Genomic DNA, 19,865 nt, shown 5'->3' on the forward strand with positions numbered 1-19,865 from the left:
GTAGGCTCCGAGTCCATGGCCGACCCCGCCTCCTACCGACCCGCCCCCGGCACGATCCCCACCAGTCCGGGGGTCTACACGTTCCGTGACGCCGACGACCGGGTGATCTACGTCGGCAAGGCGAAGAACCTGCGCGCCCGCCTGTCGAACTACTTCCAGGACCCCGGGCACCTGGAACCGCGCATCCGCACCATGGTGCACACCGCCGACCACGTGCAGTGGACCGTGGTGGGCAGCGAGATCGAGGCCCTGAACCTCGAGTACACGTGGATCAAGAAGTTCGCCCCCCGGTTCAACGTGATGTACCGGGACGACAAGACCTACCCCATGCTCGCCGTGAGCGTGAAGGAGACCTACCCGCGGGCGTTCCTCTACCGTGGCCCGCGCAAGAAGGGCGTGCGCTACTTCGGCCCGTACCCCAAGGCCTGGGCCATCCGCGACACCCTGGAGTCGCTGACCCGGGTATTCCCGGTGCGCACCTGCACCGCCGGGGTGTACCGGCGCCACGAACAGCTCGGACGGCCCTGCCTGCTCGGCTACATCGACCGCTGTTCGGCCCCGTGCGTGGGGCGGGTGTCGCCCTCGCAGCACCGCAAACTCGTCGACGAGTTCTGCTCCTTCCTGGCCGGCGGCAACACCGACCGGGTGATCCGCGACGTGCGCGGCGAGATGACGGACGCCGCCGCCGACCTCGACTTCGAACGCGCGGCATCCCTGCGCGACCAGCTCGGGGCGATGGAGAAGACCGTGGAGAAGCAGTCCGTGGTGTTCTCCGACGACACCGACGCCGACCTCGTCGCCGTGGCCAGCGATGAACTCGAGGCCGCCGTGCAGGTCTTCCACGTGCGCGGCGGACGCATCCGCGGCCAGCGCGGCTGGGTGGTGGAGAAGAAGGCGTCCACCGATGATGCCGAAGATTCAGAGGCCGACGGCTGGCCCACGCTGCTGGAGGACTTCCTCACCCAGTTCTACGGGGAGAACGCCGAACTCGCGAACGCCACCGAGTCCGCCGTCGGCGGCAACTCGCGCGCCGACGTCGCGTCCGGCGGTGGTGTCGGCGGTACCGGTACCGGCACCGAGCCGGACGCCGTGGCCCTGGAGCCCGTGCCCCGCGAGATCCTGCTGCCCGTCCTGCCCACCAACCGGGAGCGGCTCACCGACTGGCTCACCGTCCTGCGCGGCGCCCGGGTCACCCTGCGCGTCCCGCAGCGCGGCGACAAGCGCTCGCTGATGGAGACCGCCACCACCAACGCCACCCAGGCGTTGCGCCAGCACAAGATCGCCCGCGCCGGCGACCTGACCACCCGCTCGGCGGCCCTGCAGGAACTGCAGGAGGCGCTGTGGATGGACGATTCCCCGCTGCGCATCGAGTGCACCGACATCTCCCACATCCAGGGCACCGACGTGGTCGCCAGCCTCGTGGTCTTCGAGGACGGCCTGCCGCGCAAGTCCGACTACCGTCGTTACCGCATCCGCGAGGCCGCCGGCGACGGGCACTCCGACGACGTCGCCTCGATCGCTGAAGTCGTCCGGCGCCGTTTCAAACGCCACCACAAGGACCGCACCGCCGTGCCCGAGGGCGACGACGGCGGCGACCTGTTGGACGGCGAGGTCACCGTGGAGCAGGCCGAGGCCGGCTCGAAGAAGTTCGCCTATCCGCCGCAGCTCTTCGTCGTCGACGGTGGCAAGCCCCAGGTCAACGCGGCCCAGGAGGTGCTCGACGAGTTGGGCGTCACCGACGTCACCCTGGTGGGGGTGGCCAAGCGGCTGGAGGAGCTGTGGGTGCCCGGCGACGAGTACCCGGTGATCCTGCCACGCAACTCCCAGGCGCTGTACCTGATCCAGCAACTGCGCGATGAGGCGCACCGTTTCGCGATCACCTTCCACCGCTCCAGCCGCGGCAAACGCATGACCCGCTCCGCCCTCGACGAGGTCACGGGGCTGGGTCCGAAGCGTCGGGCCGAGCTGGTGAAGACCTTCGGCTCGGTGGCCAAGGTCCGGGAGGCCGGGGTGGAGGGCATCACCCAGGTGCCCGGCTTCGGGCCGGCACTCGCCGAGGCCATCGTGGCGGCGTTGGAGCGGCAGACACCACCGGAGTCTTCGGTCTAGAATCGTGGCATGAACGATGCCACCCGAGACACGGGAACGCGACCTGACCGGCAGGAGGCGTCGCTGGTCCTCATCACCGGGATGTCCGGCGCCGGCCGCAAGGAGGCGGCCACCGTCCTGGAGGAGATGGGCTGGTACGTCGCCGACAACCTGCCCCCGGAACTGATCATGCGCATGGTCGAGCTCAGCTTCGAGTCCGACTCGCCCGTCGAGCGCCTGGCCGTGGTGACCGACGTACGTTCGCGCGACTTCGTCGGTTCGCTCACCGAGGTGCTCTCCAGCCTGCACGAGTCCGGCCGGCGGCCCGTGGTGCTCTACCTCGACGCCGACGACCGCACCCTGATCCGCCGTTACGGCCGGGTGCGCCGCACCCACCCGCTGCAGGACGGGGAGACGCTGCAGGCCGGCATCGACCGGGAGCGCGAGATGATGGAGGGTATCCGCCAGCGCGCCGACCTGGTCATCGACACCTCCGGCACCAGCGTGCACGACCTGCGCCGCAGCATGGAGGGCTACTTCGAGGCGCTGTCGGACCGGCGTGAGCACGTGACCGTGCAGTCCTTCGGCTTCAAGAACGGCATCCCCAACGACGTGGACGTGATGCTGGACGCCCGCTTCCTGCCCAACCCGTACTGGGACGAGAACCTGCGCGACTACAGCGGGCTGGACGCCCCGGTCGCCGAGTTCGTCCTGTCGCGCCCGGAGGCCTCCGACTACCTCGACGCGGTCGAGACCCTCGTGTCCACCGCGCTGCCCGGCTACCGCAGGGAGGGCAAACGGTTCCTCACCGTCGCGATCGGCTGCACCGGTGGCCAGCACCGCAGCCCGGCGGTCGCCGAGGCGCTCGCCGCGCGCCTGGCGGCGAACCCGGAGCTGGACGTCCGCACCGTCCACCGCGACCTGGAGCCGGGCCGTCCCGGCCGCACCGCCACCGGTGAGGGGGCCTCGGCATGAGCGAGATGAACGATTCGGCCGAAATGAATATTGACCGCATCACCGCCCTCGGCGGCGGCCACGGCCTGTTCGCCACGCTGCGCTCGGCGCGGGCCGCGGCCGAGCACGTCACCGCGGTGGTGACCGTCGCCGACGACGGCGGTTCGTCCGGACGCATGCGCCGCGAGCTCGGCTCGCTGCCCCCGGGCGACCTGCGCATGGCGCTCGCCGCCCTGGTACGCGACACCCCGCGCGGGCACCTGTGGGAACGCACCCTGCAACACCGGTTCTCCGGGCACGGCGCTCTCGCCGGCCACGCCGTGGGCAACCTGGTGCTCACCGGACTGTCGGAGGTGCTGGGCTCCAGCATCGAGGCGCTCGACGAACTCAGCGACCTGCTCGGCATCCGCGGCCGGGTGCTGCCGATGTCCCCGGAGCCGCTGGACCTGGAGGCCGAGGTGCAGGGCATCGGCGACGACCCGCGCGAGGTCAACTCCGTGCGCGGGCAGGTCGCCGTCGCGTCCACCCTGGGCCAGGTGCGTCGCGTCCGGCTGATCCCGCAGAACCCGGAGGCCTCGCCGGAGGCGGTGCAGGCCATCCTCGACGCCGACCTGGTCACCCTGGGCCCGGGGTCCTGGTTCTCCTCGGTGATCCCGCACCTGCTGATGCCCGGCATCGTCGAGGCGCTGGCCGAGACCACCGCCACCCGCGCGGTGATCATGAACCTCGTCGCCGAGCCGGGGGAGACCAGCGGGTTCTCCATGGAACGCCACATCCACATGCTGCTGCAGCACTGTCCCACCCTCACCATGGACGTGGTGGTGGTCGACACCTCCGTGCTGCTGCCCGGCAATGAACGCCGCCACATGGAACGTGCCGCCGCCCGGCTGGGCGCCACCGTGCTCTACCGCGATGTGCGCGAGGACGACGACCGCGGCCGGTGGACCGACCGGCACTCCTCGGCCAAGCTCGCCGGGGTGTTGCGTGAACTCGCCGACTGGGACCGCACCGCTACCCCCACGGTAGGATCACCCGGAACACACGACGAGCCGGGGCACCCGGAGGAAAGGGGCGACAGCCACAGTGGCACTGACGTCTGAGGTGAAGGATGAGCTGGCCCGGGTCAACGAGACCCGGCCGGAGGTCATGACCGCCGAGGTGTCCGGCCTGCTGCGCTACTGCGCGGGCCTGCACCTGGTGGCCGGACGCATCGTCGTCGAGGCCGAGATCGACAACGGCGCCACCGCGCGCCGTATCTCCCGCTTCGTCGAGGAGCTCTTCGACCTCACCGCCGAGATCCAGGTCGTCGGGGGAGGGAACCTGCGCACCTCCTCGCGCTACGTCCTGCGCTGGGCCGAGGGCGGTACAGAACTCGCCCGCCGCACGGGGCTGATCGACCGCGCCGGACGCCCCGTCCGCGGTTTGCCTCCCTACATCATCGGCGGCACCGCCGAGCAGTGCACCGCCGCCTGGCGCGGCGCGTTCCTCGCCCGCGGCTCGCTGACCGAGCCGGGCCGCTCGTCCTCCCTGGAGGTCACCACGCCCGGCAATGAGGCGGCGCTGGCGCTCGTCGGGGCGGCGCGTCGGATCGGGGTCACCGCGAAGACGAAGGAGACCCGCGGGATCATCCGGGTGACCATCCGCGACGGGGAGACCATCGGCGACCTGCTGACCCGCATGGGTGCTCAGCGCACCCGGTTGGACTGGGAGGAGCAGCGTATGCGCCGCGAGGTCCGGGCCACCGCCAACCGGCTGGCGAACTTCGACGACGCCAACCTGCGCCGGTCCGCCCGCGCCGCCGTCGTCGCCGCCGCACGGGTGGACCGGGCGTTGACGATCCTCGGCGAGGACGTGCCCGAGCACCTGGTGCAGGCCGGTACGCTGCGGGTGCAGCACCGGCAGGCCTCGCTGGAGGAGCTCGGCCAGCTCGCCGACCCGCAGATGACCAAGGACGCCGTCGCCGGACGCATCCGCCGCCTGCTCACCATGGCCGACCAGCGTGCCGGCGAGGTCGGGATCCCCGACACCCACGCCGCGGTCACCGACGATATCTTCGATCTTGATGATCTCGACGACATGGAGGCTATGGAGGACGTGGACGGTACGGGGGAAGCCGAAGATAAGCGGTTGACCGCGGAAGATCAGGGCACAGAATAGCTCCACGGCGGGCTGCCGGATTCCGCTGTACTCTGGACAACGGCAACTCACCACTCATCGAGAACAGGAGCTTTACCGTGACGGTACGGGTAGGAATTAACGGGTTCGGCAGGATCGGCCGCAACTTCTTCCGGGCACTCCGCGAGAGCGGGGCTGACCTCGAGGTCGTCGCCTTCAACGACCTCACCGACAACAAGACCCTGGCCAACCTCCTGAAGTACGACTCCATCCTGGGTCGTCTGGACGCTGAGGTCAGCTACGACGAGGAGTCGATCACCGTCGACGGCAAGCGCCTCGTCGTCACCGCCGAGCGCGACCCGCAGAACCTCAAGTGGGGCGAGCTGGGAGTCGACATCGTCATCGAGTCCACCGGCTTCTTCACCGACGCCACCGCCGCGAAGGCACACGTGGACGCGGGCGCGAAGAAGGTCATCATCTCCGCTCCGGCGAAGAACGAGGACGCGACCTTCGTCGTCGGTGTCAACCACACCGACTACGACCCGGCAGCGCACACGATCATCTCCAACGCATCGTGCACCACCAACTGCCTGGCACCGATGGCCAAGGTCCTCGACGAGGAGTTCGGCATCGTCAAGGGTCTGATGACCACCATCCACGCCTACACCGGCGACCAGCGTCTGCACGACGCACCTCACAAGGACCTGCGTCGCGCCCGCGCCGCGGCCCTGAACATCGTGCCGACCTCCACCGGTGCGGCCAAGGCCGTCTCGCTGGTGCTCCCGCAGCTCAAGGGCAAGCTGGACGGCTACGCACTGCGCGTGCCCGTGCCCACCGGCTCGGTCACCGACCTGACCTTCGAGGCATCCAAGGAGGTCAGCGTCGAGGCCGTGAACGCCGCCATCAAGAAGCACGCCGAGGGTGAGCTCAAGGGCGTGCTGTCCTACTCCGACGATGAGCCGCTGGTCTCCACCGACATCGTCGGCGACTCGCACTCCTCGATCTTCGACTCGGGTCTGACGAAGGTCATCGGTAACCAGGTCAAGGTCGTCTCCTGGTACGACAACGAGTGGGGCTACTCGCGCCGCCTCGTGGACCTCGCCGCCTACGTGGGCGAGCGTCTCTGATCCACCTCCGGGTGGTCCAGTAGTCTGGAGCAGTACCGGCCGGTTCCACCGGTCCCACGGCGGGTCGGCACATGCCGACCCGCCGTTACCCTGTCTGCTTCCGTCCGGCCACCAGATTTTTCCACCCCTCACGAACGATCCCCGTCAACCACCTAATCACAGGAGACTGAGCCATGACCGTGAAGACCATCGACGACCTCATCGCCGACGGTGTCGAAGGACGTCACGTCCTCGTCCGCGCCGACCTGAACGTGCCCCTCAAGGACGGTGACATCACCGACCCGGGCCGCATCGACGCCTCGCTGCCCACCCTGCGCCGCCTGATCGACGCCGGTGCCCGCGTCATCGTCACCGCCCACCTCGGCCGCCCGAAGGGCGAGGTCAACCCCGAGTTCTCGCTCGCCCCCGTCGCCGAGGCACTCGCCGAGCGTCTCGACCAGTGGGTACCGCTGGCCCAGGACGTCACCGGCGAGGACGCCCACGAGCGTGCCAACGGCCTCAACGACGGCGACGTCCTCCTGCTGGAGAACGTCCGCTTCGACGCCCGCGAAACCTCCAAGGACGAGGCCGAGCGTCAGGCCTTCGCCGCCGAGCTCGTCGCACTCACCGGCGACAACGGGGCCTTCGTCTCCGACGGCTTCGGCGTTGTCCACCGTCGCCAGGCGTCCGTCTACGACGTCGCCGCCTTGCTGCCGCACTACGCCGGCGGTCTGGTGCAGTCCGAGCTCGAGGTCCTGCGCACCGTGTCCGAGGACCCGGCCCAGCCCTACGTCGTGGTGCTCGGCGGCTCGAAGGTCTCCGACAAGCTCGGCGTGATCGAGGCGCTCGCCCCCAAGGTCGATACGCTGATCATCGGCGGCGGCATGTGCTTCACCTTCCTCGCCGCCCAGGGTCACTCCGTGGGCAGCTCGCTGCTGCAGGAGGACATGATCGACACCTGCCGCGACCTGCTCGAGCGTTTCGGTGACGTCATCGCCCTGCCGTCCGACGTCGTCGTCGCCCCCGAGTTCGCCGCCGACGCGCCGGCCACCACCGTCGCCGCCGACGCCATCCCGGACGGCCAGATGGGCCTCGACATCGGCCCGGACTCCGTCGCCGCGTTCTCCGAGACCCTCGGTGCCGCCAAGACCGTGTTCTGGAACGGCCCGATGGGCGTGTTCGAGTTCGCCGCCTTCGCCGACGGCACCCGTGGGCTCGCCGAGGCGATCATCAAGGCCACCTCCGCCGGCGCCTTCTCCGTGGTCGGTGGTGGCGACTCCGCCGCCGCCGTGCGCACCCTCGGCCTGAACGAGGACGGCTTCAGCCACATCTCCACCGGCGGCGGTGCCTCCCTCGAGTTCCTCGAGGGCAAGGAACTGCCCGGCATCACCGTTCTCGAGAACTGAGGAGTACCCACCATGTCACGCACCCCGCTCATCGCCGGCAACTGGAAGATGAACCTCAACCACCTGGAGGCCATCCAGGTCGTCCAGAAGTTCGCCTTCGCCCTGCCGAAGGACTACTACGAGCACGTCGACGTCGCCGTGATCCCCCCGTTCACCGACATCCGCAGCGTGCAGACCGTCGTGGACGGCGAGAAGATCCCGCTGACATACGGTTCTCAGGACGTCTCCGTCTACGAGTCCGGCGCCTACACCGGCGAGGTCTCCGCCTCGATGCTGGCCAAGTTGGGCTGCAGCTGGGCCGTCGTCGGACACTCGGAGCGTCGTCAGTACCACGGGGAGGACGACGCCACCGTGGCCGCCAAGGCCAAGGCCGCGCTCGGTTCCGGGCTGTCGCCGATCGTGTGCGTCGGCGAGCCGCTGGAGGTCCGCGAGTCCGGTGAGCACGTCGACTACGTCGTCGCGCAGACCCGCGCCTCGCTGGACGGCCTGTCCTCGTCCGACCTGGCCAACGTGGTCATCGCCTACGAGCCGGTGTGGGCCATCGGCACCGGCAAGGTCGCCTCGGCGTCCGATGCGCAGGAGGTCTGCGCCGCGATCCGCGTGCTCGTCGCCGAGCTCGCCGACCAGCAGACCGCCGACGGCGTCCGGATCCTCTACGGAGGTTCGGTGAAGACCGATTCCGTCGCCGAGATCGTCGGCCAGCCCGACGTTGACGGCGGACTCGTCGGCGGGGCCAGCCTCGACGGCGAGGATTTCGCACGTCTGTGCGCAGCGGCTGCAAAGGCTGCCGGCTAGAGGCACAATGGGGGAATGACATCTCCCATTGAAGAGTCCGACACCACGGTCCCCGGCACCGCCATCCCCGTCGTCCCACCGGACCGGGACGAGCCGGAGATCGTGCCGGGTCTGCGTCAGGAACTGCGCTACCTCGGTTCCATCCTCGGCGACGTCATCCGCGAACAGGAGGGTGAGGACGTCTTCGCCCTCGTCGAGGAGACCCGCCAGGCGGCCTTCGGCATCCGCCACGGCGATGGCGACGTTGCCGACCTCGCCGACCGGCTCCGCGACCTCTCCGCGGACAAGGCACTGCCCGTAATCCGGGCCTTCTCCCACTTCGCTTTGCTGGCCAACCTGGCCGAGGACCTGCACGAGGAGCGCCTGCGCGAGCGCCTGGCCGATGAAGGCGCCGCCCCGCCGCGCGCCACCCTGCAGGCCGCCTGGAAGGCCCTCGACGAGGGCGAGGTCAGCGCCGCGGAGGTCTCGAAGGTTGTGGAGTCGGCCTACGTGGCGCCCGTACTCACCGCACACCCGACCGAGACGCGTCGGCGCACCGTCTTCGACGTCCAGTGGGACATCACCCGCCTGATGCGCAAGCGCGGCCGCATCCTCAACGCCGGACGCACCGCCCGCAGCGACGACCGGCTCGCAAGCATCGACCGCGACATCCGCCGTCGCGTGACCATCCTGTGGCAGACCGCCCTGATCCGCTCGGTGCGTCCGCGCATCGAGGACGAGATCAACGTGGGCCTGCGCTACTTCACCATCAGTCTGCTGCAGGAGATCCCGCAGATCAACCGTCGCGTCACCGTGGAGCTGCGGGAACGCTACGGGCAGGACGTCCCGGCCACCCCGGTGGTACGCCCCGGCAGCTGGATCGGCGGCGACCACGACGGCAACCCCTTCGTCACCGGTGAGACGGTGGACTACGCGTCCTCGCGTGCCGCCCAGACCGTCTTCGACTGGTACCTCGCGCAGCTGCACGACCTGGAGCACGAGCTCAGCCTGTCCAGCCGGTTGACCTCGGCCACCCCGGAGCTCGACGAGCTCGCGGACCGCGGCCACAACGACGTCCCGTCCCGCGTCGACGAGCCCTACCGTCGGGCCGCCCACGGCATCCGCGGACGGATCGCAGCCACCGCCGCCGCCCGTCTCAGCGACGCCGTCGACCCGGACCGCACCGCCGGACCGCACGAGCCCTACGCCGACGCCACCGAGTTCCTCGCCGATCTGGAGACCGTGGACGCCTCCTTGCGAGCCAGCGCCGACGACCTCATCGCCGATCACCGTCTCGGCACCGTCATCGCCGCCGCCCAGTCCTTCGGCTTCCACCTGAGCAGCCTGGACCTGCGGCAGAACTCCGAGAGCTTCGAGGCCATCCTCAGCGAACTCTTCGCCCGCGCCGGCGTGGTCGGCGACTACACCACGTTGGATGAGGCGGCCCGCGTCGAACTGCTCGCCGCGGAACTGCACTCGCCGCGTCCGCTGACCGACCCGCGTGCCACGTGGAGCGAAGCGACCGAGCGCGAACTCGGCATCTTCCGTTCCGCGGCCGCCGCCGTCGCACGCTTCGGCCCCGACGCCGTGCCGCACTGCATCATCTCCATGGCGTCCAGCGTCTCCGACATCCTGGAGCCGATGATCCTGCTCAAGGAGGTCGGCCTGATCGACGTCACCGACGGTGTGGTCACCGGCGGGATCGACGTGATTCCCCTGTTCGAGACCATCGACGACCTTGCCAATGGGTCGGCAGTGATGGCGGAACTGTGGGGCCACGGTTTCTACCGTGACTACGTCGCCCAGCGCGGCGGCGTGCAGGAGGTCATGCTCGGCTACTCCGACTCGAACAAGGACGGCGGCTACTTCGCCGCCAACTGGGGCCTCTACGACGCCGAACTGTCACTCGTCGCCGCGGCGAAGGACGCCGGGGTGGGCCTGCGCCTGTTCCACGGGCGCGGCGGCACCGTCGGACGCGGCGGCGGCCCCAGCCACGAGGCGATCCTCGCCCAGCCGGAGGGCGCGGTGCAGGGCAGCGTCCGGATCACCGAGCAGGGCGAGATCATCTCCGCGAAGTACGGGGTGCCCTCGGTGGCACGCCGGAACCTCGAGGCGCTGGTGTCGGCGACGCTGGAGGCCAGCCTGCTCCCCGTCGACCGCATCGACGACCCGGACGACGCCTACGCCGCCATGCGCGAGATCGCCGAGTTGTCCCGCAAGGCCTATGCCACGCTGATGCACGAGGACGATGGCTTCATCGACTACTTCACCTCCTCCACACCGTTGGCGGAGATCGGGAACCTGAACATCGGCTCGCGTCCGAGTTCGCGCAAGCAGACCAGCAGCATCGCTGACCTGCGCGCGATCCCGTGGGTGCTGTCTTGGTCGCAGTCGCGCATCATGCTGCCCGGTTGGTTCGGCGTGGGCTCGGCACTGCGCGATTGGGTCGGCGAAGACGAGTCGGGGGAGAAGCTGGCGTACCTGCAGGAGCTGCACCGCTCCTGGCCGTTCTTCCGCTCGGTCCTGTCGAACATGGCGCAGGTGATGGCCAAGGCCGACCTGTCCGTGGCGAAGCTGTACTCCGGTCTAGTGCCCGACTCCGACGACGCCGAGCGCATCTACGACACCATCGTCGACGAGTTCCACCTCACTTTGGAGATGTGCCTGAAGGTCACCGGCCAGGACAGCCTGGTCACCGACAACCCGGCACTGGCGATGTCCGTGCGCAATCGCTTCCCGTACCTGCTGCCGTTGAATCTGCTGCAGCTGGAACTGCTGCGCCGCTACCGTGCCGGGGATCGCAGTGAGGACGTCCTCGACGGCATCCGCTTGACCATGAATGGGCTGGCCACGGGGCTGCGTAACTCGGGTTAGGGTTCATGGGACTCCCTCGTTCCCGCTGCGGGGTGTCGTGGGTGTCACGATGTCCGGCGGTGGGCTATGATGGTGTGGTTATCGCATGGCCCCGACCGACGTAAGGCAGTTCGCATGGTTCTCACCCTCCAGATCCTTCTGGTGGTCACCAGCCTCATTCTGGGACTCTCCGTTCTTCTCCACAAGGGGAAGGGCGGCGGCCTGTCCAGCCTGTTCGGTGGCGGTATGCAGTCGAGCCTGTCGGGCTCCACGGTCGTGGAGAAGAACCTCGACCGGTTGACGGTCACCACCGCCGTGATCTGGATCGCCGCCATCATTGGACTGAACCTGGTCGTCCACTACAACGTGGGCTGAGCCAGCCACTAGCTGGCCCGCACGTCCGGCCCCTGCACCATCAAAGGTGTGGGGGCTTTCGTGTGCGCGGGTGTTAGTTCTCGTCGGGAGGTTCCTCGGTGTCGGTGGTGTCGTCTGTGTCGTCAAAGGTGGGCGCGGGGCCGGTGTCCTTGACATCCGGGCCATAGACCTGGGCCAACGGGCCGGTCGCGTGCGTGGTGTAGCGCACCCCGCCCGGGCCTTGCCAGTGGATCGTGAACCCGCCATCGGGGGAGGAGCACCGCCAGGAACCCTCGGTTTTCAGCCGGTGGTGTGGGCGGCAGAGTTTCTGCCCATTGCTCGGGTGCGTGGCCCCGTCGCTGGTGGGGTCAGTATGCGGGGAATTGATGATGTGGTCGTTGTCGCAGAGTGTGGCCGGCACGTCACAGTACGGGAACCGGCAGGTCGCGTCCCGGCCTTCCATGTACGTGCGGTGGCCCAGCAGGAACGGGTAGCCCGGCGATTCGGGGTAGTCCTGCGGGTCGATGGGGATTTCCTTGACCTTCTTCGGATCGCAGGCCCCTTCGAAGCGTTCGGCGGTGGCAGGGTTGATCCACCCAACCCCGGCGACGTAGCCCGCCCCGGTGCCGTGCACGCCGTCTATTGTCGCGCGGTAGAGATGCACCCGGATTTCCATCGAGTTCGGGTTGTCGCCGAGCTGTTCGAGCATGACCTGTGCTTTGAGCTGGGAGCGGGTCGGAAGCTCGGAGCGTTCTTCTTCGGGGAGGTTTTCCTGAAGGCGGCGGGCGTCGGCGAGCATGACGCGGGCTTTCTTGTCGAGTTCGTCGTCGATGGCCGCCAGGGTGACGATGTCGCCGCCGGTGAGGATCATCTTGTTGCCCCGGCGCTTGAGGGTGACGGTGTCTTCCTGGGCCAGGGCGGTGTTGTCGGCCAGCACCGGTGCGGCATCGAGTATCGCCGCGCGCACGCGGTCGCGGAGTTCTTGCAGGGTGACCAGTCGGGTGGTTTCGCGCAGCCACGGGGTGACGTGGGTGTTGATTGCCGCGTCGAGGCAGGCGGTGATCTCGTCGTGGCGGCCCTTGGGCACGGTGGACAGTTGGGCGTTGATCATCCGGCGGATCAGGGCGAGGTGGTCGGCGGCGAGGATGCCGGTGGTGACGACGGCGCAGAAGAGTTCGAGGTTGCGTGCGGCGAGTTCGCCTGCGTGTGCGAAGCGGGTGGCGTCGTGTTGGGAGCGTCCGCGCAGGGCGAGTGCTGAGCCGAGGCGTTCGCTGGCCGGTAGTTGGCGCAGGTGGATGATCAGGCCCATCTCTACGACGTTGATGTGGCGCTGCAGGGCGTCGATGTCGACTGTGGCTGGTTCATCGGTGGTGGTCATGTCCCTGGTTCCCCCTTCTTCCATTTGTTGGATGAAGTGTATACCAAGGCCCGGACATGAAACGCGCGCCTGTTCGAACAGTGCACAAAAAAGAAGGCCCACCAGGCATGAAACCTGGTGGGCCGGACTGCAGGAAGCCGCTAGCGCGGGTCCGCAGCGGCGTCGACGTGCAGCACGGTCCGACGCGAACCGGAGACCCCGGCCGCGGGCCACTGGGCGGGATCCTCGCCGGAGACAACCTCGCCGGCTGCCTCCCGCTTCGCCTCGCCGGTGACGAGCAGCCACACCTCGGACGCGGTGGCGATGGCCTCACGGGTCAATGACACCCGCTCCGACGGCGGCTTCGGGCATTCGCGCACCGCCACCACGGAGGTGCCCGCGGCAGGGGAGAGCTCGGCGGTATGGGGGAACAGGGAGTTCACATGCCCCTCCGGCCCCATACCGAGCAGGTGCAGGTCGAAACCGTCCGGCGCAAAGGCGGCCACGGCCTCACCGTAAGCCTCCGCCGCAGCGTCCAACCCGGACCCGTCGACCGGCTCGTCGTCGCGGGGAACGCCCACGCGGTGGACATTGGCCTCCGGGACGTCGACGTGGGAGAGCAGTTCAGCGTCCGCCAGGTCGTCGTTGCGCGCCGTGGCACCGGTGGTGCCGGTCGGCACGAAACGCTCGTCGCCGAAGAAGACGTGGACCTTCGCCCAGTCGATCGCGGTGACGGGGAAGGAGTCGGCGGACGCACGGGCGGCGTGGTCAAGGGCGGCAAGCTGGCGCAGCACCGCACCGCCGGCGCCACCGCCGGTCAGCACGATCCTGGCGAAGCCGTCCTCACTGACCCCGCCGTCGCGCTGGACACCGGCGACGAGGTCCACGATGTCGCGGGCCACGCCGGCGGCCAGGGCGTCGCCGTCCTGCCAGCCGATGACCTCGAGGTTCCTACCGGCGCTCATCGGGTGCTCTCCTGAGCAGAGAACGGCATCGAGGCCGTCATACCGTCGCGCGGGGTGCGCACACGGGGCAACCCGTGCAAGGCCTGACCGAAAGCACGGTCGGGCTCCAGGTGGCGCAGCTCCTCGGCGAGGCAGTCGCCGACCTGACGTCGCGCCAGATTCACCAGCGTGTCCGTACCCACGCCGGTGCTGACTCGCACCGAGCGGTGGTTGATGACGGTGAGTTCCACCGACCCGTTGGCGCAGGTGATCACCGTGCGCTGGATCGGGGACATTGGCTTGCCCTCGTCGTCGAGCGGGACCGACGGCGAGCCGTCTGCGCACCGGGTCACCGGCACATTGAGCCGGTCGGCCAGCCACCCGGCGGCGATGTCCACCGCCGGATCGTCGGCAGGCCCGGAGACCTCCGCGGACAGGAAAGTGTCGCCGACGCGCTGGTCCAGCGCGCTGGACAGCAGGCCGCGCCACGGGGTGATACGGCTCCACACCAGGTCGGAATCGCCGAGGGAGTAGCCGATGCGTCGGCGGAAGATCGCCTCGGCACCGCGACCTGCGGCCGCGTCGGCGAAACTGTCGGTGATCCGTCGGGTCGCCAGCGCACCGAGGGAATCGGCGGCCGGGTTGCGCGGAGAGGTGAACGGCCACCAGACAACCACCGGGGTGTCCGGCAGCAGCAGGGGCATCACCGCGTGGTCGGCGTGATCAGCCAACGCGCCGTGCAGGCGCATCAGGATCATCTCCGAGGCACCGGCGGTACCGCCCAGGTGGATCGCCGCGTCCATGCTGACCTCGTCGGTCGAGCGGTCGTGCACGACGAAAATCACCCGGGCCGGGTGCTCACGTGAAGCATCCACGGTGGCGTTGACCACCGTGTCCAGGTCTTCCTCGGAGCGCACCGACACGATCAGCGTGAGCACGCGGCCGGTGGCGATTTCGCCCCGGTCCTCACGAAGCTGGTGCAGCCGGTCGGTCAATTCACTTGTGGTCGTCGTACCGAGGTCGACGACCGTGGCGTGGTCACCGGCATCGGTGAACGTCTTCCATGGCATCAGGGACGCCTCCAATTCCTGCCGTGTCGGGACAGCATCCGGTCGGCCCCGGAAGGACCCCAGGTGCCCGGATCATAATCTTCGGGGCGTCCGGCGTCGGCCCAGTAGTTGAGCACCGGGTCCAGGATCCGCCAGGACTCCTCGACCTCCTCATTGGTGGGGAAGAGGCTCGCCTCGTCCAACAATGCGTCGAGGATCAACCGCTCATAAGCCTCCGGTGACTGCTCGGTGAACGCCTCCGAGTAGGAGAAGTCCATGTTCACGTCGCGCACATCCATCGCCGAACCCGGCACCTTCGAGCCGAAGCGCAGCAGTACACCCTCGTCGGGCTGCACGCGGATCACGAGCACATTGGACTGCTGTGCCTCGGTCTGCTCCGGGCTGAACGACTGGTGCGGGGCCTCCTTGAACACCAGGGCGATCTCGGTCACCCGGCGTCCCAGACGCTTACCGGTGCGCAGGTAGAACGGCACACCGGCCCAGCGCCGCGAGTTGATCTCGAAGGTCGCCGCCGCGAAGGTCTCCGTCGTCGAGGACGGGTCGAAACCAGCCTCATCGCGCAGTCCGGGGACGTGCTCGGAACCCTGCCAGCCGGAGGTGTACTGGCCACGCGCGGTCGTCTGCGCGAAGGGCCCCACCGGGCGGGTGGCCTTGAGCACCTTGAGCTTCTCGGCCTTGAGTTCATCGGGGGAGAAGGTCACCGGCTCATCCATCGCCACCAGGGCCAGCAGCTGAAGCAGGTGGTTCTGCATCACGTCGCGGGCGGCACCGATGCCGTCGTAGTAGCCGGCACGCCCGCCCAGGCCGATGTCCTCGGCCATGGTGACCTGCACATGGTCGATGTAGCCGGAGCTGAACAGCGGCTCGAACATCTGGTTGGCAAAACGTAGCACCAGGATGTTCTGGACGGTTTCCTTGCCGAGGTAGTGGTCGATGCGGAACACCGAGGACTCCGGGAAGACGGAGTTCACGATCCGGTTCAGTTCGGTCGCGGACTCCTCGTCGTGTCCGAAGGGCTTCTCGATGACCACGCGCTTCCAGCCGTCGGTCGAGTCGGCGAGACCCGAACGCTCCAACTGGTTGCAGACCTCGGAGAAGTACTGCGGCGGGACGGAGAGGTAGTAGGCCCAGTTACCGCCGGTGCCACGCTCCTCGTCCATCTTCTTGGTCATCGCGGCGAGGTCGTCGAAGGCGGAGTCGGTGACGAAGTCGCCCTTGACGAACTGGATGCCTGCGGCGAGCTGCTCCCACACGGCCTGACGCCAGGGGGTACGCACCCGCTCGCGGACGGCGTCGAGAACCTCGGCCTCGAACTCCTCCTTCGTCCAGTCCCGACGCCCGTAGCCGATCAGGCTGAAGCCCGCCGGAAGCAGGCCCCGGTTGGCCAGGTCGTAGACTGCCGGCAGAAGCTTGCGCCGAGCCAGGTCACCGGTGACCCCGAAGATCACCAGGCCACTGGGCCCGGCGATCCGCGGGACGCGCCGGTCGGCAGCGTCGCGCAGCGGATTCGTCCACTCTGCTGACTCAGAACTCACAGACGCTCCCCGATGGTGTCGAGCAGCTCCTGCCAGGAGCTGACGAACTTGTCGACGCCCTCGTGCTCCAGCACGAGGAAGACGTCCTTGAGGTTCACGCCGAGATCCTCGAGGGCGGCGAAGATCTCGCGGGAGTCCTCACCGGTACCGCTGAGCGTGTTCCCGGAGACCGTGGCGTGGTCCAGGGTGGCGTTGAGGGTGTCTTCCGGCATGGTGTTCACCGTGTCCGGGCCGACGAGGCCGGTGACGTACAGGGTGTCGGGGTAGTCGGGGTTCTTCACGCCGGTGGACGCCCACAGCGGACGCTGCGGGTGCGCGCCGGCGGCCTCGAGCTGCTGCCAACGCGAGTCCTGGCGCAGCTCGGTCTCGAAGGCCTCGTAGGCCAGGCGGGCGTTGGCGAGACCAGCCTTGCCACGCACTGCCAGGGCAGCGGCGGTGCCGATCTCGTCGAGGCGACGGTCGATCTCGGTGTCCACGCGGGAGACGAAGAAGCTGGCCACCGAGTGGATCTTCGACACGTCGTGGCCGTTGGCCTGGGCCTGGGCGATGCCCTCGACGAAGGCGGCGATGACCTGGCGGTAGCGCTCCACGCTGAAGATCAGGGTCACGTTCACGCTGATGCCGTCGGCGAGCACCTCGGTGATCGCCGGCAGGCACGCCTCGGTGGCCGGGATCTTGATCATCACGTTCTCGCGACCGACGTCCTTGTACAGCTGGCGCGCCTGCGTCACCGTGCCCTCGCGGTCGTCGGCTAGACCCGGGTCGACCTCGATGGAGACCCGGCCGTCGACGCCGTCGGAGGACGCGTAGACCTCGGAGAAGACGTCGCAGGCGTTGCGGACGTCCTGCACGGCCATGGCGAACACGGCGTCGGAGACGTCCGAGCCGGACGCCTTGAGCTCGGCGACCTGGGCGTCGTAGGCGGTGCCGACGGACATGGCCTTGGCGAAGATCGCCGGGTTGGTGGTGACCCCGACGATGCCGGAGTCGGCGATGAGCTCGGCAAGGTTACCGGTGTCGAGACGGTCGCGGGAGAGGTCGTCCAGCCATACGGAGGTTCCGGCGGCGGCGAGTTCGGTGACGTGGTTCACGGGTGATCAACCAACTTTCTTCGAAAAGTGTGCGTGGTTCTCTGCGGGGGTTCTCTGGGGGTGTTAGAGGATGTCGCGGGCGGCGGTGGCGACCGCCTCGGCGGTGATGCCGAACTCGCGGTAGAGGGTCTTGTAGTCGGCGGAGGCACCGAAGTGCTCCAGCGAGACATTGCGTCCGCCGAAACCGGTGTAGCCCTTCCACGGCATCGCGATGCCCGCCTCGACGGAGACGCGCGCCGTGACGCCGGACGGCAGGACGGACTCGCGGTACTCGGCGTCCTGCTGCTCGAACCACTCCATGCAGGGCACAGAGACGACGCGGGTACCGATGCCCTCGGACTCCAGCGCGGCGGCGGCTTCGACGGCCAGCTGCACCTCGGAGCCCGAGCCCATCAGGATCACCTGCGGGGTCTCGGTGGACGACTCGACGAGCACGTAGGCACCGCGGGCGACACCCTCGGCGGCCTTCTCCTTCGAGCCCTCCAGCACCGGCACGCCCTGACGGGTGAGGATCAGTGCCTTCGGAGCGGCCGGGGCCTTGAGCGCGGCGGACCACGCCTGTGCGGTCTCATTGGCGTCCGCGGGACGGATCACCGAGAGGTTCGGGATGGCGCGCAGCGCGGCGAGGTGCTCGACGGGCTGGTGGGTGGGGCCGTCCTCGCCGAGGCCGATGGAGTCGTGCGTCCACACGTGGTAGACGTCGCTGCTCATCAGCGCGCCGAGGCGCACCGCGCCGCGGGCGTAGTCGGAGAACTGCAGGAACGTCGCGCCGTAGGGACGCGTCGCGCCGTGCAGGGCGATGCCGTTGAGGATCGCGGCCATGCCGTGCTCGCGGATGCCGAAGTGCAGGTTACGGCCGTAGGGGGTCGCCGACCAGGCGTCGGTGGAGATGGACTCCGGGCCCACGCTCTTGTCGCCCTTGATGATGGTGTTGGTGGAGCCGGCGAGGTCGGCGGAACCGCCCCACAGCTCCGGCAGCGTGGCGCCGAGGGCCTGCAGGGCAGCCTCGGAAGCCTTGCGGGTGGCCAGGTTGTCGCCGGCGTCCCAGGTGGGAAGCTCGGCGTCGAAACCTTCCGGCAGCTCGCGGGCGGCCAGCCGCGCGTGCAATGCGGCACCTTCCGGGTTGCGCTGCGCCCACGCGTCGTAGTCCGCCTGCCAGGAGGCGTGCGCCTGCTGGCCGCGCTCCACGAGCCCGCGGGAATGAGCGATGACCTCGTCCTCGACGGGGAAGTCGACGTCGGAAGGGAAGTCGAGGGCCTTCTTCACCCCGGCGATCTCCTCGCCGCCGAGGGCGGCACCGTGGGCGGCACCGGTGTTCATCTTCGTCGGCGCGGGGTAGCCGATGACCGACCGCACGCGCACGAACGTCGGACGCACCGTGTCGGCCTTCGCCTCCTCGACGGCGGCGAGGATCGCCGTAACGTCCTCCGCATTGACCTCCAAGGTCTGCCAGCCGTAGGCCGCGTAGCGGGCCACGACGTCCTCGCCGAAGGCGATGTCGGTGTTGTCCTCGATGGAGATACTGTTGTCGTCCCAGAAGACGACCAGGTTGCCCAGCTGCTGGGTGCCGGCGAAGGACGACGCCTCGGAGGTCACGCCCTCCTGGAGGTCACCGTCGGAGGCGATGACGTAAATGTGGTGGTCGAACGGGGAGTCGCCCTGCTCAGACTCCGGATCGAACAGACCGCGCTCACGGCGCGACGCCACGGCCATGCCCACGGCGGACGCCAGGCCCTGGCCGAGCGGGCCGGTGGTGATCTCCACACCGTCGGTGTGGCCGACCTCCGGGTGCCCCGGGGTCTTGGAAACCCAGGTGCGCAGTGCCTTGATGTCGTCGAGCTCCAGGCCGAAGCCGCCGAGGTACAGCTGAATGTACTGCGTCAGCGAGCTGTGCCCGGCCGACAGGACGAAGCGGTCGCGTCCGGCCCAGTTGTGGTCGGACGGGTCGTGGCGCAGGACGCGCTGGTACAGCGTGTACGCCAGGGGAGCGAGGGACATCGCGGTGCCCGGGTGGCCGGAACCGCATTTCTCCACGGCGTCCGCCGCGAGGACGCGGGCGGTGTCCACCGCACGGGTGTCCAACTCCGACCAGTCGTCCGGGTACTTCCGGACCGTACGGGCTTCGAGGTCCTTGGGGAGTGTCACGCTGGGTAGCCTTCCTGTCGTCGGGGGACATAAAGAGGACACGGGCGCGGTGACCACAGTTGGTCGCAGGACG

General features: G+C 68.8%; 15 protein-coding genes. 9 read left to right on the forward strand and 6 right to left on the reverse strand.

The window, feature by feature from the left end:
• Positions 1-15 precede the first annotated feature (15 nt).
• The 9 genes from uvrC to secG all read left to right on the forward strand — a co-directional run bounded on the left by uvrC (position 16) and on the right by secG (position 11,671).
• Positions 16-2,109 carry an excinuclease ABC subunit UvrC gene (uvrC, locus tag ACT3SZ_RS05815; RefSeq protein WP_444617397.1) on the forward strand — a complete coding sequence of 698 codons (2,094 nt, stop codon included), beginning with the start codon at positions 16-18 and terminating at the stop codon, positions 2,107-2,109.
• A 9-nt stretch (positions 2,110-2,118) separates the two neighbouring features.
• Positions 2,119-3,063 carry an RNase adapter RapZ gene (gene rapZ / locus ACT3SZ_RS05820; RefSeq protein ID WP_301442875.1) on the forward strand — a complete coding sequence of 315 codons (945 nt, stop codon included), beginning with the start codon at positions 2,119-2,121 and terminating at the stop codon, positions 3,061-3,063.
• The gene (locus ACT3SZ_RS05825) at positions 3,060-4,142 is read left to right on the forward strand and encodes a gluconeogenesis factor YvcK family protein (protein ID WP_444617398.1); all 1,083 of its coding nucleotides are present in this window, start codon (positions 3,060-3,062) and stop codon (positions 4,140-4,142) included. Before rapZ ends, ACT3SZ_RS05825 begins: the two co-directional genes overlap by 4 nt.
• Complete coding sequence (gene whiA / locus ACT3SZ_RS05830; RefSeq protein ID WP_444617400.1) at positions 4,126-5,199, forward strand: DNA-binding protein WhiA; 1,074 nt, start codon at positions 4,126-4,128, stop codon at positions 5,197-5,199. The genes ACT3SZ_RS05825 and whiA overlap by 17 nt, the downstream gene beginning before the upstream one ends.
• Before the next feature lie 77 nt (positions 5,200-5,276).
• Complete coding sequence (gap, locus tag ACT3SZ_RS05835; protein WP_301442878.1) at positions 5,277-6,284, forward strand: type I glyceraldehyde-3-phosphate dehydrogenase; 1,008 nt, start codon at positions 5,277-5,279, stop codon at positions 6,282-6,284.
• Between the two features lie 173 nt (positions 6,285-6,457).
• Entirely contained in the window at positions 6,458-7,669 is a 1,212-nt protein-coding gene (locus ACT3SZ_RS05840) for a phosphoglycerate kinase (RefSeq protein ID WP_444617402.1), read from the forward strand.
• A 12-nt stretch (positions 7,670-7,681) separates the two neighbouring features.
• Positions 7,682-8,464: a triose-phosphate isomerase gene (gene tpiA, locus ACT3SZ_RS05845; protein WP_444617404.1), complete on the forward strand. Its 783-nt coding sequence runs from the start codon at positions 7,682-7,684 to the stop codon at positions 8,462-8,464.
• A gap of 99 nt (positions 8,465-8,563) precedes the next feature.
• Positions 8,564-11,317 (forward strand): phosphoenolpyruvate carboxylase, encoded by a 2,754-nt coding sequence (ppc, locus tag ACT3SZ_RS05850; protein ID WP_444617662.1) that lies wholly within the window; start codon positions 8,564-8,566, stop codon positions 11,315-11,317.
• A gap of 114 nt (positions 11,318-11,431) precedes the next feature.
• On the forward strand, positions 11,432-11,671 hold the full coding sequence (gene secG / locus ACT3SZ_RS05855; RefSeq protein WP_301442881.1) for a preprotein translocase subunit SecG: 240 nt from the start codon (positions 11,432-11,434) through the stop codon (positions 11,669-11,671).
• A 73-nt stretch (positions 11,672-11,744) separates the two neighbouring features.
• Here the strand turns inward: secG and ACT3SZ_RS05860 are convergent, their stop codons facing one another.
• The 6 genes from ACT3SZ_RS05860 to tkt form a co-directional block, all read right to left on the reverse strand.
• Positions 11,745-13,028, reverse strand: a complete 1,284-nt coding sequence (locus ACT3SZ_RS05860) for an HNH endonuclease signature motif containing protein (RefSeq protein ID WP_444617406.1) — start codon at positions 13,026-13,028, stop codon at positions 11,745-11,747.
• A gap of 140 nt (positions 13,029-13,168) precedes the next feature.
• Positions 13,169-13,972, reverse strand: coding sequence for a 6-phosphogluconolactonase (gene pgl, locus ACT3SZ_RS05865; RefSeq protein WP_444617408.1), 804 nt, complete (start codon positions 13,970-13,972; stop codon positions 13,169-13,171).
• The gene (locus tag ACT3SZ_RS05870; protein WP_444617410.1) at positions 13,969-15,021 is read right to left on the reverse strand and encodes a glucose-6-phosphate dehydrogenase assembly protein OpcA; all 1,053 of its coding nucleotides are present in this window, start codon (positions 15,019-15,021) and stop codon (positions 13,969-13,971) included. Before ACT3SZ_RS05870 ends, pgl begins: the two co-directional genes overlap by 4 nt.
• On the reverse strand, positions 15,021-16,556 hold the full coding sequence (zwf, locus tag ACT3SZ_RS05875) for a glucose-6-phosphate dehydrogenase (RefSeq protein ID WP_444617412.1): 1,536 nt from the start codon (positions 16,554-16,556) through the stop codon (positions 15,021-15,023). The genes ACT3SZ_RS05870 and zwf overlap by 1 nt, the downstream gene beginning before the upstream one ends.
• Positions 16,553-17,647 carry a transaldolase gene (gene tal, locus ACT3SZ_RS05880; RefSeq protein WP_444617413.1) on the reverse strand — a complete coding sequence of 365 codons (1,095 nt, stop codon included), beginning with the start codon at positions 17,645-17,647 and terminating at the stop codon, positions 16,553-16,555. Before tal ends, zwf begins: the two co-directional genes overlap by 4 nt.
• Before the next feature lie 63 nt (positions 17,648-17,710).
• Complete coding sequence (tkt, locus tag ACT3SZ_RS05885) at positions 17,711-19,792, reverse strand: transketolase (protein WP_444617415.1); 2,082 nt, start codon at positions 19,790-19,792, stop codon at positions 17,711-17,713.
• Positions 19,793-19,865 lie beyond the last annotated feature (73 nt).

Source organism: Corynebacterium sp. AOP40-9SA-29, assembly GCF_052377405.1.
Taxonomy (GTDB): Bacteria; Actinomycetota; Actinomycetes; order Mycobacteriales; family Mycobacteriaceae; genus Corynebacterium.

Excerpts from the sequence above, each read along its gene's own strand:
- uvrC (WP_444617397.1), top strand. The coding sequence starts at position 16 with ATGGCCGACCCCGCCTCCTACCGACCCGCCCCCGGCACGATCCCCACC.
- ACT3SZ_RS05860 (WP_444617406.1), bottom strand. The coding sequence starts at position 13,028 with ATGACCACCACCGATGAACCAGCCACAGTCGACATCGACGCCCTGCAG.
- ACT3SZ_RS05825 (WP_444617398.1), top strand. The coding sequence starts at position 3,060 with ATGAGCGAGATGAACGATTCGGCCGAAATGAATATTGACCGCATCACC.
- ACT3SZ_RS05870 (WP_444617410.1), bottom strand. The coding sequence starts at position 15,021 with ATGCCATGGAAGACGTTCACCGATGCCGGTGACCACGCCACGGTCGTC.
- secG (WP_301442881.1), top strand. The coding sequence starts at position 11,432 with ATGGTTCTCACCCTCCAGATCCTTCTGGTGGTCACCAGCCTCATTCTG.
- pgl (WP_444617408.1), bottom strand. The coding sequence starts at position 13,972 with ATGAGCGCCGGTAGGAACCTCGAGGTCATCGGCTGGCAGGACGGCGAC.
- tpiA (WP_444617404.1), top strand. The coding sequence starts at position 7,682 with ATGTCACGCACCCCGCTCATCGCCGGCAACTGGAAGATGAACCTCAAC.
- rapZ (WP_301442875.1), top strand. The coding sequence starts at position 2,119 with ATGAACGATGCCACCCGAGACACGGGAACGCGACCTGACCGGCAGGAG.
- ACT3SZ_RS05840 (WP_444617402.1), top strand. The coding sequence starts at position 6,458 with ATGACCGTGAAGACCATCGACGACCTCATCGCCGACGGTGTCGAAGGA.